14 protein-coding genes are annotated in these 16,609 nt (G+C 30.3%); 2 read left to right on the top strand and 12 right to left on the bottom strand.

Annotation, left to right across the window (positions count from 1 at the left end; translation table 11 throughout):
* Positions 1-78 precede the first annotated feature (78 nt).
* From ACJDTP_RS22105 to ACJDTP_RS22075, 7 genes are all read right to left on the bottom strand, one after another.
* Complete coding sequence (locus tag ACJDTP_RS22105; protein WP_077839119.1) at positions 79-351, bottom strand: hypothetical protein; 273 nt, start codon at positions 349-351, stop codon at positions 79-81.
* A gap of 3 nt (positions 352-354) precedes the next feature.
* On the bottom strand, positions 355-2,346 hold the full coding sequence (ligA, locus tag ACJDTP_RS22100) for an NAD-dependent DNA ligase LigA (protein ID WP_173714562.1): 1,992 nt from the start codon (positions 2,344-2,346) through the stop codon (positions 355-357).
* A 19-nt stretch (positions 2,347-2,365) separates the two neighbouring features.
* Positions 2,366-4,633: a DNA helicase PcrA gene (gene pcrA, locus ACJDTP_RS22095; RefSeq protein ID WP_171779844.1), complete on the bottom strand. Its 2,268-nt coding sequence runs from the start codon at positions 4,631-4,633 to the stop codon at positions 2,366-2,368.
* 270 nt (positions 4,634-4,903) lie between these two features.
* Complete coding sequence (locus ACJDTP_RS22090) at positions 4,904-6,541, bottom strand: methyl-accepting chemotaxis protein (protein ID WP_078116963.1); 1,638 nt, start codon at positions 6,539-6,541, stop codon at positions 4,904-4,906.
* 179 nt (positions 6,542-6,720) lie between these two features.
* Positions 6,721-6,942 carry a NifU family protein gene (locus ACJDTP_RS22085; protein WP_078116962.1) on the bottom strand — a complete coding sequence of 74 codons (222 nt, stop codon included), beginning with the start codon at positions 6,940-6,942 and terminating at the stop codon, positions 6,721-6,723.
* Between the two features lie 64 nt (positions 6,943-7,006).
* Positions 7,007-7,441 carry a helix-turn-helix domain-containing protein gene (locus tag ACJDTP_RS22080; RefSeq protein WP_065418252.1) on the bottom strand — a complete coding sequence of 145 codons (435 nt, stop codon included), beginning with the start codon at positions 7,439-7,441 and terminating at the stop codon, positions 7,007-7,009.
* Positions 7,442-7,583: 142 nt separating this feature from the next.
* Complete coding sequence (locus ACJDTP_RS22075) at positions 7,584-7,928, bottom strand: winged helix-turn-helix transcriptional regulator (protein WP_077845159.1); 345 nt, start codon at positions 7,926-7,928, stop codon at positions 7,584-7,586.
* Between the two features lie 134 nt (positions 7,929-8,062).
* On the opposite strand from ACJDTP_RS22075, the gene ACJDTP_RS22070 reads away from it, so the two are divergent.
* Together ACJDTP_RS22070 and ACJDTP_RS22065 are read left to right on the top strand one after the other, a co-directional pair.
* Positions 8,063-8,728, top strand: a complete 666-nt coding sequence (locus tag ACJDTP_RS22070) for an NAD(P)H-dependent oxidoreductase (protein ID WP_078116961.1) — start codon at positions 8,063-8,065, stop codon at positions 8,726-8,728.
* Positions 8,729-8,944: 216 nt separating this feature from the next.
* The gene (locus tag ACJDTP_RS22065; protein ID WP_078116960.1) at positions 8,945-9,661 is read left to right on the top strand and encodes a pseudouridine synthase; all 717 of its coding nucleotides are present in this window, start codon (positions 8,945-8,947) and stop codon (positions 9,659-9,661) included.
* Positions 9,662-10,072: 411 nt separating this feature from the next.
* Here the strand turns inward: ACJDTP_RS22065 and ACJDTP_RS22060 are convergent, their stop codons facing one another.
* The 5 genes from ACJDTP_RS22060 to ACJDTP_RS22040 form a co-directional block, all read right to left on the bottom strand.
* Positions 10,073-10,879: a lytic transglycosylase domain-containing protein gene (locus ACJDTP_RS22060; RefSeq protein ID WP_168982903.1), complete on the bottom strand. Its 807-nt coding sequence runs from the start codon at positions 10,877-10,879 to the stop codon at positions 10,073-10,075.
* A gap of 46 nt (positions 10,880-10,925) precedes the next feature.
* On the bottom strand, positions 10,926-13,331 hold the full coding sequence (locus ACJDTP_RS22055; protein WP_406762488.1) for a triple tyrosine motif-containing protein: 2,406 nt from the start codon (positions 13,329-13,331) through the stop codon (positions 10,926-10,928).
* Between the two features lie 255 nt (positions 13,332-13,586).
* Complete coding sequence (locus tag ACJDTP_RS22050) at positions 13,587-14,018, bottom strand: YaiI/YqxD family protein (RefSeq protein ID WP_078116957.1); 432 nt, start codon at positions 14,016-14,018, stop codon at positions 13,587-13,589.
* A 7-nt stretch (positions 14,019-14,025) separates the two neighbouring features.
* A complete protein-coding gene (locus ACJDTP_RS22045; RefSeq protein ID WP_406762487.1) occupies positions 14,026-15,375 on the bottom strand; it encodes a glucose-6-phosphate isomerase in 1,350 nt (449 codons plus the stop codon).
* A gap of 415 nt (positions 15,376-15,790) precedes the next feature.
* Positions 15,791-16,606, bottom strand: coding sequence for an SDR family oxidoreductase (locus tag ACJDTP_RS22040; protein ID WP_077839130.1), 816 nt, complete (start codon positions 16,604-16,606; stop codon positions 15,791-15,793).
* Positions 16,607-16,609: the final 3 nt, after the last annotated feature.

Genomic DNA, 16,609 nt, shown 5'->3' with positions numbered 1-16,609 from the left:
TAACTTTGAGTCAGTTTCTCAATTAAAAACTTTTGCCGCAAATCAGCAACTGTTAAGTTGATTTTTATCAATATTTTATTACTTAATTAAATTTATCATAAAGAAGATTAAAGAAATTGATATTAAAAAGCTTAAGATACAATATATGATTCTCTTTTTTCCTGTCTCATTAATAAGAAATCTAATTGCTAAAATTGCCATAGTAATACAAACGCCAAGTTGTATCGGTAAGTATGAATTAAAAATCTGACCAACATAATAGAATTGATATGTTGTCAAAAAAGTACAAATTATTAAGATGCTTGTTATAAAAGCTGATATAAATTCAAGCAAATTTATTAATTTTTTCATACTCTACCTCCTTAGCATTTCTTCAAACTCATCTTCTGAAAGGATCTTCACTCCTAATTCCTCTGCTTTGGTTAATTTTGATCCTGCAGCTTCTCCTGCTATTACATAATCCGTTTTTTTGCTAACACTTCCTGCAACCTTTGCTCCTAAGCTTTCAAGTTTATCTTTTATCTCAGTTCTAGAATAATTCTTAAGTGAACCAGTTGCAACAACAGTCTTTCCTTCAAAAGGACTTGCTATCACTTCTTTTTCTTCATATTTAGGACTCACACCTAGAGATAATAGTTCTTCAATTGTTTGTAAGACCTTTTCCTCTTTAAAGAAAGCCACAACTCCTTGAGCAACTATATCTCCGACATCCTGAACTTCAACGAGTTCTTCAAATGTTGCATTTTTCAAACCTTCTATAGATTTAAATCTGCTAACTAAATCTTTTGCAGTCTTTACTCCTACATTTGGAATTCCTAAGGCATATATAAATGCGTATAGCTCACAATCTTTACTTTTTTCAATAGCTTCCAGAAGATTTTGTGCTTTCTTAGCTGCAAACTTTTCTAATCCTATTAAATCCTCTTCTTTCAGTTTATACAAATCAGAAATAGATTTAATATTAAGTTTTTCAAATAGTTGTTCCGCTGTTCTTTCTGAAAAACCAGCTATATTCATTGCTTCTCTTGAAGCATAATGAACTATAGTTTTAACTAATTGAGGCTTACAAGATAAAGTGTTTTCACAAAAATAATGAGCTCCATTTAGCACTAAATGACTGCCACAAGCAGGACAAACTTCTGGAACTGTTATTTCCTCAGAACCTTCTAAAGATTCTGGTACTATCCCCATTATCTCTGGTATAACATCGTTACTCCTTCTTACGAAGACTTCTGCACCTATCCTAACGCCTTTTCTCGCAATATCATCCATATTATTTAAAGTCGCCCTTTTAACAGTAACGCCTGCAAGTTCCACTGGCTCTAATATTGCTGTCGGCCCAACTCTACCACTTCTTCCAACATTCCATTCAACATCTAAAAGTTTAGTTGTTGCTTCTTGTGCTTCAAATTTATATGCAATAGCCCACTTAGGGAACTTTACTGTATATCCTATCAATTCTCTTGTTCTAATATCATCTATTGCAATTACTAATCCATCTATATCATAATTTAAATCAAATCTAATATCTCTTACATAATCTATCTCTTTCTCAATTTCTTCTATAGACGTACATACCCTTATATAATCATCAACTGGAAGCCCTTGCTGTTTTATAAACTCCATCATTTCCATATAAGTCTTAAATGGAGTTCCTTCTTTATAGCCTACATCGTAAAAGAAAGCCGAAAGATTCCTTCTTGCAGTTTCTTTTACATTTAAGTTTCTTAAAGCACCTGCAGCTCCATTTCTTAAGTTCTTTAGTGGTGCATCAGAAGTCTCATTATATTTATTAAACGCTTCTTGCGTCATAATAGCTTCTCCATGAACTTCTAAAATATCATTGCTATTGATTTTAAGTGGAATTGATTTTATTGTTTTGACCTGCGCTGTAACTTCTTCACCAACACTTCCGGTTCCTCTTGTTGCAGCTATTTCAAGTATACCTTCAGTATTATATGTTAAGTTAATTGTTAACCCATCGAATTTCTTTGTAACAACATACTTTAGATCAGGCAGATTTTCACCTCTTCCCCTAGCCTCTTCTACAAACTTAACATTTCTATTATGCCAATCTATAATTTCTTGCAAACTTTGCGCTTTATCTAAGCTCCAAAGCCTTGCTTTATGTGTATACTTCCTAAATCCTTCTAGCACTACATCCCCAACTCTTAATGTAGGCGAATAAGGAAGTACATATCCTGTTTCTCTTTCTAACGCTTGAAGCTCGTAGTATTTTTCATCATAGTCCTTATCGCTTACAGATGGACTATCTAAAGAATAATATTCATATGAATATCTATTTAACTTTTCAACAAGTTCTTTTATTCTTTCAATCTTATCCATATTAGCCTCCAAATTTCCACTAAATCATTTTAAGTTTTGCAAAAGATAATAATAATGACTTAACACCTTGTTTATCGAACGCAACTGTTAATTTCTTATCGTTACCTGAATCCTGAACTGCAACAATTGTTCCTTTTCCAAATTTTTCGTGAATTACTTTTCTTCCAAGAGTCGCTTCACTAACAGATATATATTCTTTAGCCATTTCATTCATAGTACTTCTATCAATTACATTATTAATACCACCATTGTTAAGAGTATATGCTCTATTACCTGTAACACTATTTCTTAAACTGTGTGGGTTAGTGTAGGAATTACTTTGCATAAGCTTCTCCCTGCTCTTAGCACTTTCCTTTTTAACTCCAACATATTCTTTTAAGTCTGGCTTTATTTCATTAATAAAGTCAGATTGAGGATATGCTACAGTTTTACCAAATACTCGCCTAACTTCTGCAGAAGTCATAAACAATGTTTGTTTTGCTCTAGTTATACCAACATAACACAATCTTCTTGACTCTTCCATCTCTGATTCTTTTTCAAATGACGCATTCCCTGGAAAAATACCATTTTCCATACCAACCATAAATACAACAGGGAACTCCAACCCCTTTGCACTATGGATTGTCATTAATACTACCGCATCATCTTCCTCTTCAATCTTATCCGTATCCTGAACTAGAGAAACTCTTTCTAAATATGCAGATAACGATTTGTCTTCATTGTTCTTTTCAAAATCAGCTGCATCTGAAACAAGTTCCTTTAAATTTTCAATTCTACTCTTGTCTTCAATTTCATTTGATTCTTGTAATTGTTTTAGATATCCAGTATCTTTTAATATTGATTCAATAAGCACTGAAACAGGTACTGTCTCACTGAGTTCCATGAAATTTTCCATTAGCGCAACAAAAGGTTCAATTGTTGAAACATTTCTTGACGTTAATGTTGGAATGCTCCTTACTTCAGCTAATGCATCCCATAAATCAAACTCAAAGCTGCTTGCAAATTCTTGAACCTTTGCAACAGTTGCATCACCAATGCTCCTCTTAGGTACATTTATTATTCTTCTAATACTAATATCATCTTGAGGATTAACAATAACTTTTAAATATGCTAATACATCTTTTATCTCTTTTCTGTCATAGAATCTTGTGCCTCCTACTATTTTGTAAGGGATTCCTTTCCTTCTAAAGCTTTCTTCAAAAATTCTCGACTGAGCATTTGTTCTGTATAGTATAGCAAAGTCATTATAATTTTTATCTTCTTTATTCTTTATATCTAAGATTTGTTTACCAACAAAATCTCCCTCATCACTATCAGCATAGGCCCTATATATTTTAATTTTATTTCCTGGCTCTTGTTCTGTCCTTAATACTTTACTTTTTCTATTTGCATTATTAACAATTACTACATTAGCTGCACTTAGTATGTTTCCTTTTGATCTATAATTTTGTTCTAGCTTAATTACTTTAGATCCTGGATAATCTTTCTCAAAATCTAATATGTTTTGAATATCCGCGCCTCTCCACTGGTAAATACACTGATCGTCATCTCCAACAACACATATGTTCTTATATTTTGAAGCAAGTAATTTAACCAACTCATATTGAGCACCATTAGTATCCTGATACTCATCAACCATGATATATTTAAATTTATTTTGATAAAACTCCAATACTTCAGGATTATTTTTGAAAAGCTCAACTGTTTTGAAAATTAAATCATCAAAATCCAACGCGTTGTTTTCTTTTAATCTCTTTTGGTACATTTCATAAACATCTGCAATTTTCTTTTCCCTAAAGTTAGCTTCATTTTCTAACATAAAGCTTCTAACACTTTGCATTCTATCTTTAGCTTTTCCTATCTTTCCCATTATCTCTTGTTCTGTTATATCTTTATCATTAATATTAAGTGTTTTCATGCACTCTTTAACTAATGTCTTTTGATCTGAGCTATCGTATATAGTAAAACTGCTCTTGTAGCCTATCTTATCTATCTCTCTTCTTAGTATCCTAACACAAGTTGAATGGAAAGTGGATATCCACATATTTTCTGCTCTTTCACCAATAAGTGCCTTAACTCTATCCTTCATTTCCTTTGCTGCCTTATTTGTAAAAGTAATAGCTAATATACTGTAAGGTGCAATATCTAAATCTTCAATCATATGTGCCATTCTATGTGTCAAAACTCTTGTTTTACCTGAACCAGCTCCAGCTAAAATAAGCACCTGCCCATCAATTGTAGTTGCCCCTTCATATTGTTCTTTATTAAGTAATGATTTTAAATCCATTTACTTATTCCTCCTTTCCCAATCCTTAAATATTATACCATATGTGCTTATGTTTAAATCATTAACCTAACTAAAATATTATTTTAATTGCATATATTCAAACTTATACTCTAGGTTAGTCTATATCTACTTAGCAAAATTATAAATTTTTAGGAATAAAAAACACTTGATATTTTAATCAAGTGTTACTCACGCATTACTTAGTAATTTAATAATTTTACTCATCATATATTAATCACTCTAACTTTTATAATTCAACAATATAAGGAACTATATTCTAAAGTTTAAGATGTCTTTTTCTAATACCGATGAAATATTAACTAGCTTTTTTGCTGTCATAGAAAATTCATTTGTTATAGCTGCTTGCTCTTCTGTAGCTGCTGTAACCTCTTCTGAAAGGGCTGATATTTCTTGCGATTTTGAAGCTATATTTTCAACTGTATTTAAGATCTTATTTCTTCCTTTCATGGTTTCTTGAAGTACCACATGAACCATATTAATATCACTAGGAATATTATTAACCTTGCTAATGACTCCTTCAAATGAGTTTGTTACGGTATTAATATCATTTTTACTTTCTTTTACTATTTTAGTTACAGCCTCTGTAGTATTAGAAACATCATGAGTCTCTTTCATAACTGTATCTATTAATTGAGTTATGCTTTTTGATGAATTTAATACTTCTTCTGCAAGCTTTCGTATTTCTTCTGCCACTACTGAAAATCCTTTTCCAGCCTCCCCTGCTCTTGCTGCCTCAATGGATGCATTTAATGCTAAAAGATTAGTTTGTTTTGCAACTCCATTTATAACATCAACTATGGAATTAATCTGCGATATAGTGTTATCTAAATTTTCAACCTTTGCTCTTGATACTGAAAATGAGTTTAACATATCATCGATAGTGTTCGCTAACTTATTTATAGTTTCTACTCCTTTATTTGTATCCTCTTTTATAACTTTTCCACCATCAGCTAATAATTTCAATTTATTATCCACATTATCTAAATCTACCGAAAAACTTTCTAATAAGCTAACAGCCTCTTCTAACGCTTCCGCTTGTTTTATACCTTCTTGAGATACATTAGTCACTGAAGTTGCGATTTCTTCACTAGATGATGCTACAGTGCTACCGCCAATTTCAACATCCTTCGATAGTTTAGCCAAACTTTCTGATATTACTTTTGTTTTTCTAACAAGCTCCCTCATGCTCTTTCTAGTTTTACTACTTGCAGCTGCTAATTTTCCTATTTCGTCTTTACCTGTAATTTTATATTCTGCTGTAAAATCTCCATTCCCTGCTTTTTCAATAACATCTTTAATAATTTCTATAGGTTTCGCAATTCGCCTTCCTATATATACTCCTGCAACAGCTGCTAATATCAATACTACTATAGCATAAATTATGCTTTTTATAATAGTGCTTCTAATAGACTTTTGCATGTTATCAACAGAAATTCCAATTGAAAGAGCGTATCCTATATCATCTCCGTCTTTGACAGGAACTGTTACATTATATGCCGGAGTTCCCTTCCATTCGTCCATATATGCTCCTGTATTACCTTTAAATACTGCATCTAATCCTGTTGATTCAATCTTCTCTCCAATTGATTCCTTCGATGTTCCTGCAACAAGAGTTTTATCACTTGATATTATACCTATATAGCATAATTCTCCCTCTGAATATTTATATGTTTGATCTATTATTCCCTGTATTTTATCTGTATTTGTAACTCCTACACTTTCTATATTTGCTTTTATATTATTAACTAAAATAATTCCATCTGCTTTCATTTGGTTTTGTATTCCATTTACCATCTGGTATGAAAAGAAAGTTATACAAATCAAAGTTATTATTGCTGCTATTAAAACAAAATTAAAGATTAACTTTTTTCTTATAGAATTAAACATATTACCCCTCCCTAATATTTGATTATCTATCTTAATATCTTAATTATAATTTCTATATGTTTTTTATATTTGATTTAGTACCCGAAACGAATCTTTTCAGCATATACTTCGTTCGCGTACGAAGTATATGCTAACTTTAAAAACATTTTATTTACATTAACTTATTGAATACTTTAGTTTTACACTCCTATGACTTCTGTAACCCCAGGAACCTCTTCCTTTAATCTCTGCTCAATAATCATTTTTATTGTCATCATTGCTCCTGGACAATTTCCACAAGCACCTTGCATTTTTACACTTACAACTCCATCGTTGCTCACATCCACTAATTCAACGTCTCCTCCATCTCTTTGCAGCATTGGTCTAATTTTATCTAGTGATTTCATTATTAATTCTTTCATAATCTATACTCCTTCTTTTATATTCTTCGTACGCGTACGAATTATCTATTTAAAAAAAATGCCTTTAGAGCATTTTTATTATATTTTTAAGAGCTTTATCTATATTATCTTCAAAGACCTTTTTTTCATCTTCGCCAAAATCTTTTAATATTATATCTAGAAATTCTCTCTCCATAACTTGAAGTCTTTGCTTTATAACTACAGCTTCAGGAGTTAAACTTATATATACACTTCTCTTATCTTCGCTACACATGCACTTATTTATCAACCCCTGACTCTCATACTTATTTATTATGTCAGACAAAGATGATTTTGATATTTTCCATGTGCTTGCTATTTCATTAAAAAGTAACTTCGAACCATCTTCAGGCAAGATATCAAATAGTGCTGCGTGATTTTGCAATATAGGTAGTCGCTCATCCTTTATTTTTTTTGTCAAAAATTTGTTGGACGCTTCAACAATTATACTCATTCTTCCAACGATACATTTGTTTTTCATTTTTACCACCTCGTTCGTTCGGGTACGAATTAATTATAGAATTTTAATATTTTTTTGTCAATGCTTTTTTTATTTTATTATTTTAATATAGTTTTAAATTTTTATTCTCCTTAAAACGCTAATTAAATATTTAATTTCTTTTTTAAGACTTTAATTCTGATTGATAATTCAGCCCCCAATCATACATAGATTTAATTATCGGTGACATAGACTGGCCAAGAACCGTCAACTCATATTCAACTCTTGGAGGAACTTCCGCATAAACTGTACGTTTTAAAATTTTATCTCTTTCAAGCTCACGCAATTGAAGTGTTAATGTTCTGTGTGTAACATTCGGAATCAATTTCTTTAATTCATTAAATCGTTTCTTGCCACCTAATAAACGATATAGAATAATTCCCTTCCACTTACCACTAATTATATTTAGTGTTGTCTCTACTGGACATGGGTGGTTAGGACAATCTGGATATATAGCTGGTTCATGCATATTTTTCGCTCCTTTAGTATAAAATAGATACTTAGGTAAGTTCATTTATATTATATATCAAATTTGTGCGTACTTCAATGCAGTATCCAATTGTGTTAGACTTAATTTATACTTAGATAAGAGGTGATTTTTAAATGAATACCAAAAACAAAGAAATTATAGATGCATTTCAATTTCGTCATGCTTGTAAGCAATTTGACCCTACAAAAACAGTATCTGAAGAAGATTTTAATACTATATTAGAGGCTGGGCGCCTTTCTCCAAGTTCATTCGGTTTTGAACCTTGGAAGTTCCTTGTAGTTCAAAATAAATCTCTTAAAGAAAAATTATTTCCCGTATCTTGGGGGGCTCAGAATAGTTTTAATGGAGCTAGTCACTTTGTAATTCTTCTTGCTCGTAAAAAAGTTGATACAATTTATAATTCTGAATATATCACTAAAATTATGTCTGAAGTTCAAAATCTTCCTGAAGATGTAGCCAATCAAAGAAAATCAGCTTTCGAAAGCTTTCAGAAGAATGATTTTAATTTACTTGAAAGTGATCGTGCAATTTTTGACTGGGCAAGTAAACAAACTTACATTGCTCTAGCAAACATGCTAACTGCTGCAGCTTTCTTACAAATTGATTCATGCCCAATTGAAGGATTTAATATTGAAAAAGTAGAAGAAATTCTTAAAAATGAAGGTATTTTAGATACTGAACACTTTGGTGTTTCAGTTATGGCTAGCTTTGGATACCGCGCTAAAGAACCACACGAAAAAACAAGACAACCATTAAATTCTGTTGTACAGTGGATATAAATCTATTGATAGAAAACCATGCATAGATGAAGTTATTTCATATGCATGGTTTTCTTTTATAAATATTATAATTTGTATAAATCCTACTAGTTTTATTAAAAATAAAAATGAAGTAGATAAATTATAAGTTATATATCCATGTGTTAAGATATTTATTATTATGGTACAATAAATCAATATATAAATTAAAGCAAACAAACGATTGGAGTGAATAATTTGGAAAGATTAGATAAAATAATTTCTAATTTAGGATACGGAAGCAGAAAAGATGTTAAATCTTTTGCAAAAAAAGGAATTATAGAAGTTGATGGCTTAGTTGTAAAAGATAGCGCCATGCTTGTTGACCCTGAAAAATCTGTTATAAAAATTAATGGTGAAGAGGTACTATATCGTAAATACATATATCTAATGATGAATAAACCAGATGGAGTTATATCAGCTACCCATGATAATAGAGATGAAACCGTTATTGATTTATTAAACCTAGAACATCAGGTTTTCAACCCATTCCCTATTGGTAGATTGGATAAAGATACTGTTGGATTATTGTTATTAACTAATGATGGTGAATTAAACCATAGATTGATTTCACCTAAATGGCATGTTGATAAAGTATATTATGCTAAAATAGATAAAAGCGTTGATGAAAAAGATATAAAAGCATTTAAGGATGGAATTACTTTAGATGATGGGTATAAATGTTTAGAAGCTAATCTTGAGATATTATCGAGCAGTAACGATGGATCTGAAATAAGGCTTACAATTCAAGAAGGTAAATTCCACCAAGTAAAAAGAATGTTTGAAGCTGTTGGAAAAAAGGTAACTTATCTTAAACGAGAAGAGTTCGGTGGGTTATTATTAGATCCAGATTTAGAAGAAGGCGAATATAGAGAATTAACAGATGAAGAATTAAGCCTTTTAAAGAGCTATTAACGAATATTAAATAATTTTGCAATAAAATAATTCATTTCTTTCAAAAATATTCACATTTTTTATTAAATCACTTGCATTATTAATAATAATACCCTATAATATTCTTGCAAGGATAAATAAAAGGAATATATAGCCCCCTTTTTATTTATTGCTTATTGCTTATTGCTAAAGCGCAACCTAGCCCCAAGGGTTGCGTTTTTTATTGTGGTCTTTTGAAAACATTTACCTAATATTTGAATACGATAACAAAATAAATTTAATTTAAAAATGTACATATTGTTAACAATATTAACAAACAGCAAAGAAACTGCATGAAAAAAATCATCTAACTGTTACTGATGGTTTTTTTGATGCAGTTTTTATATGATTATAATTATTTTATTCCTTAAAAAATCTAGAATGTAAAACATCCTAGATTCCATTTCTATAGTACCCCATTACCTTCGGAACATAGTTCTGAGTTTCTTGTGGCATTTTATATAGGTCAGAAGCGGATGATACACCTCTTCTTTGCATAGTTCCAGGTCCTCCATTGTATGCCATAAGAGCCATCTCTGAACTTCCATTATATTTATCTAAATATTCTTTAAGCAACTTAGTTCCACCGTTAATATTTTGATCAACATCATATCCATCAGTTATACCTAAATGTGAAAAATTTTCTGGCATTATCTGCATTAATCCAGCAGCTCCGACACCAGATGTTGAATTAGGATCAAAATCAGACTCCTGCTTAATTACAGCTAATATTAGATTAGGATCTACCCCATATTTTTTAGCTGCATCATCTACAGCCGAATATATTTTCTTAATATCAGCTCCACTTTTATTAGACAATGCAGATTGAGAATTTCTTGTAAAACCAATATAATTATTAGTTAAAATCATTGGTATTTCTTCTAAGTTTTGTCCTGTCACATATGTCTGCCCTACTCTAGCTGCATTATTTAAATTTATATTATCTTTTGAATTTAATTTCTCAGTGTTGGTTGTTTCACTTTTTGCTTCCTTTGTATTCTCATTTGATTCAGCATTACCATTTTCTTTAGATTTTTTTGATGATTCCAAAAGATTTTTCATAACTAATTGAAATGCTAAATCTTTTTCACCACTCGTGCTATTGCTAGAATCGGAATCATTTGTTACTTGTCCATTACTTAGCATATTCATTGCTAATAATTGTTCATTTGATATTTTATCTAAACCATCTATCGCCATACTTAAACAACCTTTCTCCAAAATTTATCCTATGTTTATTTTCGAGTTATCCTTTTAAACCTTTAACATAAAATGTTACTTCAGCATAATCCTCATAACTAACTTTTTTATAATAACTTTTGGCTAAAGCTAAAATCTTATATTTTCCTTGAGTAAACGGCATAAAACTATAATAATGCTTTCTACTATATGCTTGCACCTTTCTCCACTCATTGTTCTCCATTAAATAAAATTCATAGCAAACATTTTTCCCGCCTCTGCTTATAGCCTCAAATGTAAGTTCCTCATTTACATGACCCTCTAGTGTATTTGCTATTATATTAGTTTCTATTACAGGGGACGCCTCACTTACATACAAGTTTATCTGCTTCTTAGAATCATACTCACTAGTACATTTAACATTCTTAGCATAAACTTCTATAGTGTATTTACCAGCAGTTTTAGGTATAAATCTCAACTTTTTATTTTTTGAGAACTCTGTTTTCTCAATAGAATGTCCATTAATTTTAGTTTCATATTTCAATAAAGTATTCTGTGTATTTTGAACAATGCATTCAAATTCCACAGCTTCCCCAATCAAATGTATTTCCTTATAAGGCAATATTATATAATCTATTTCACCAGGTAGATATTCTAGAGCCTTCAAATATATAACTGTTTGGGCATCATAAGATTTATCTGAGTACTTATCCTTAAGTCTTATTTCTACTTCATACTCTCCTGCCTGATTAGGAATAAAATTGATCCAGTTAGATTTATTATAATCTACTCCCTCTAACCTTCTTCCATCTTTTCTAATTGTGAATGCATATTGGAGCTTTACTCCACCTTCAGCATTTACCGTTATACCAACTGGCTCCCCAACAATAATCTTCTTTTCTTTATCAACTACAATATCTAAAATCTTTACTGGCTTTTCACTCTTTTTCTCAATATTAAATGTAATTCTTTTTAAATCCTCATAGTCACCTTTATAATTAATATCCTTAACGTAAAGTATAATGTCATACTCTCCTGCTTCAGATGGCTTCCATACAAATTCGCTCTTTTCTATAAAGCCCGTATCCTCTTTAATGGGTCCATTAACCTGATATCTATATATAACTTTGTTTCCACCTTCTATTTCTGAAGTAAACTTAATACTACTTCCACTTATATTAGGAGAATTCGAATCAGCTACAAAATTATTAATCTTAATCGTTTTATATGGTTTAACACTGTATACCAAAATAGCTCTATCATCATATTCTTTATTTGAAAATATGCTTTTTACAAGACATAAGATTCTATAACTGCCTGCCTCTGTTTCCTTATAATACACATTATTTTTAGTTGAATAGTCTTGTATACAAATTGATTTCCCATCTTTATATATTTTATAAAATTTATATAGTAATACAATATCTTCATTACTAGCAAATTTTTCAATATTTGTTTCTACTACAAAACCAAGCTTTTCTCCCGCTATTAATGAGTTATTTAAACATTTAAAATTGGTTATTTCTACTTTATCAATTTCTCTCACTTTTAGTGTGATAATTCTATGGTCTTCAAAAGTTTCAGTGGAATCCATTCTTTTGCACTGAATTAAAAATTCTTTATTCCCCGACTCATTTGCTGTATATTTTAAAATATTACTTTTATCATAATCCTTAATTATATCCCATTCATTATTCTTTTTTATATAATATCTATATAAATATAAATTCTCATCATCTGTCTTTATTTCAATACAACATTTTTCTCCAACTTTTATTTCCTCTTTATCTATCCTGATATCTTTTATAAAACTTGGTTCTATTTGAGCATTGTTTTCAATTAATATTTTATTTAGAACTTCTTCATTATATTGAGTATTATCTACCGTATCTTCAACTTCCTTGATATCATTAGAAGATGATATTTCTTCATCAGCATAGCTATTTGATATTAATACTTCTTTTTCTGCTCTAGAAATTTCTTTAACTTCAAGAAACACCACATTATCTTCTATATTATTCATTGCTTCTTTAAATTCAATATTGCATAAAATAGGATCTTCTTTTTCAGACGCTAGCAAATTACTTTCTTGATCATTGCAAGCACTTCTAATTTCTTCATCATTAGTAACATCTTGAATACTAGTCTCTTTATCCACAGTATTACTCACTTCCTCTGTCACTATAGAATAGTCCTCTTTGGCTAAATAGTCTAAAGGTTTTTTTCCATCCCTCTCTCTGGCTTGTACCATAACCATATACTCCCCTTCTCTTTTAGGCTTCCATATGCAATAATTTTTTTCTGAAAATTCTTGTATAGTATTCCAAACCCCACCTTTGCCAACAATAAATTTATATTCTAAGTTTTCTATTTCCCCATCTATTTTACCAGATATATTTATCTCCGTGCCAACTTTTTGTGGTGTTTGCTTATCAAAAGCTATCTCAACATACTTTAACTGAAGTTCCTCCATAAATTCATGCTCCTCTCATACCAATTCTCAAAATGATCCTTATTATTATATTATACATTTATACCATTTTTTGTAAATAACTTCAGTTTATTTTTTATTTGATTATATCATAAATGCCTATATAAACTCATATATTAGTAAGATGATTTTTTTTAAATAAAATCTTCCAGTCATAATTAAAATCATATCCAAAATATAAGTTTACAATTTTTTATCACATAAAAATAGAAGCTCTTATCTAAGCTTCTAAAATTGTCAACAAGTTATAAGTTTTAATAAGTTTTTTTCCAGCCTAATATTATCTTCGTCAGTTCTTTTTTTGGGATTAGAGGTCTTTCCTCCACTTCTTCTTATTTTCTGTGATATATGTCTTTCTTCCAATAATCTATCTATATTTTTCTCATCATATATATATCCCTTAGGGTTTATTACTTTCGCTTTCTTAGATAGACATATTGCAGCCACACCATAGTCTTGAGAAACAATTATGTCACCTTCTTTAGTTTCATTCATTACATACATATCTACACTTTGAAATCCACTGTCAACAACTTTAACTACAGAATAATTGCTCTGTATAAAATGATGAATATCACAATAAATTATCACTGAAATATTGTGTTCTTTTGCTACTTTTTCAATAATGGAGATGCCTGGACAGGCATCTCCATCAATAATAATCTTCATAATTAAACTAAAGTCTCTTTTCTAGTTCAGCCTTCATATCTTCATATCCTGGCTTTCCTAGTAAAGCAAACATATTCTTTTTATAAGCTTCAACACCTGGTTGATTAAATGGATTTATTGCTAAAAGATATCCACTTATTCCACAAGCCTTTTCAAAGAAATAAACCATGTATCCGAAATAATATGCTGAAATTTCTGGTACACTTAATACCATATTAGGAACTCCACCGTCATTGTGAGCTAATAGTGTTCCTTCAAATGCTTTCTTATTAACGAAATCCATAGTCTTTCCAGCTAAGAAATTTAATCCATCTAAGTCATTATCAGCTTCTTCTATATTTATTTCATATTTTGGTTTTTCAATATTTACAACTGTTTCAAACATTATTCTTCTTCCATCTTGGATATATTGACCCATTGAGTGAAGATCTGTTGAAAAATCTACTGCTGCTGGGAATAATCCTTTATGATCTTTACCTTCTGATTCTCCGTATAATTGTTTCCACCATTCGTTGAAATAATGAAGTGATGGTTCGTAATTTACTAATACTTCAATTGATGCTCCTTTATTATATAAAGCATTTCTAGCTGCTGCATATTTATAAGCGTCATTTTCTTTAATTGATGGTACTGAATAAGCTGTTCTTGCATCTGCAGCACCTTTCATCATTTCATCAATATCGATTCCAGCTGCAGCTATTGGTAATAATCCAACTGCTGTTAATACTGTAAATCTTCCTCCAACATCATCTGGAACTACAAAAGTTTCATATCCTTCTGAATCAGCTAATGTCTTTAAAGCACCTCTAGCTTTATCAGTTGTTGCATATATTCTCTTTCTTGCTTCTTCTACTCCATATTTCTTTTCTAAATATGATTTTAAAATTCTAAATGCAATTGCTGGTTCTGTAGTTGTACCTGATTTTGAAATTACATTTAAACTTACATCTTTTCCTTCAATTACTTGTATAAGTTCTGCCATATATGTTGAACTTATATTATTTCCTGCAAAAAATATTTGTGGAACTTTTCTCTTATCACTTCCTAATACATTATGGAAATTATTAGTCAACATTTCAATTGCCGCTCTAGCTCCAAGATATGATCCACCTATTCCAATAACTATTAAAACATCAGAGTCTGATTTAATCTTTTCTGCTGCCTTTTTAATTCTTGCAAATTCTTCTTTATCATAATTTACAGGAAGGTCTACCCAACCTAAAAAATCATTACCTGCTCCTGTTTTATTGTGTAGATCTTCATGAACAGCTTTAACCATGCTTTCCATATTTTCAAGTTCTGCTTCTTCTAAATAAGGAGAAACTTTTGATAAGTCTAGTGATATACCTTTATTCATTCTTCTATCCTACCTCCATATATAACTAAAAATAATTTTATTATTCAATTATATCATAAATTCTCAATATCTCATCTTTGCTTTTAACTTTTTTACAAATAATATATCAAATAATAACCTTAAATTAATCTTATTTAATCTTTACTCGGTTCTATTTTTTCTAATTGTATGAATTAATATTCATCTTACCCTTATTGATATTAACTTATTTTTAACACTAGACATAAAATATTGTTTATTAAATATCAATTAATTTCAAAATTTTAAAAGAGAAAACTAAGTTTTCTCTTTATAAAATGTGAATTATATATTTTTCAATTATTAAAATCTCGATAACTTTGTTATTTTTTTAACATTATTCTGTGCTAATTGGCCAAATAATTAAACTTATTCTCTACTAATACCTTTTTTTTATTTAACCTCTTGTTTTTCCCCCAGCAATATTGTAAGTAACTCCATGAATATAACTTGCTCTATCACTAGCTAAATAGCAAACTAAGTCTGCAACTTCTGAAAGCTTTCCTGATCTTCCTAATGGAGTTGTTGAAGTTTTACTATATCCTGCTCTTAACTCTTCTACAGTAATTCCTCTCGTATAAGCTAGCGCTGTCTCATATTCTAAAGTTCTGAGTCCTGTAGCTTCTAGAATTCCTGGAGCAACTCCGACAACTCTTATGCCTAATTTTCCTAGTTCCTTTGCCCATGAGCGGGTTAAAGAATTTACTGCATTCTTACTTGCTGCATAAACACTTTGCCCCTCCGATCCTTCCAATCCACTTTCAGAAGACATATTTATAATAACTCCTTTTCCTTGACTTGCCATCTCTCTAGCAGCTACTTGAGCACATAGAAATACACCTTTTACATTTACATTCATAACTTTATCCCAAACATTTTCATCTAGCTCAAATTTTCCTTTTGGTTCTTTTTTATCGACTAATAATCTAGGAATATTAATTCCTGCATTATTTACAATTATATCAATAGTCCCAGTAATCTCTTTAGCCTTCTCAATCATTTTTTCTACACTATCTCTATCTGCAACATTAGTAACTATATATTCCATATGTCCATTATGATCATCAAATTCAGGTTTGTTTGGATTCATATCACAAACAACTACATTTGCACCATTATTTAAAAACTCTTGCGCAACTGCCTTACCAATACCAGATGCTCCCCCTGTTACAATTGCTGTTTTTCCTTCTAAATTAAGCCATGTATTTTCCATAAA

Source organism: Candidatus Clostridium helianthi (assembly GCF_045310795.1).
Classification (GTDB): Bacteria; Bacillota; Clostridia; order Clostridiales; family Clostridiaceae; genus Clostridium; species Clostridium helianthi.
The sequence above is the reverse complement of the archived record's forward strand: the minus strand, read 5'-3'. Positions and strand labels throughout refer to the sequence as shown.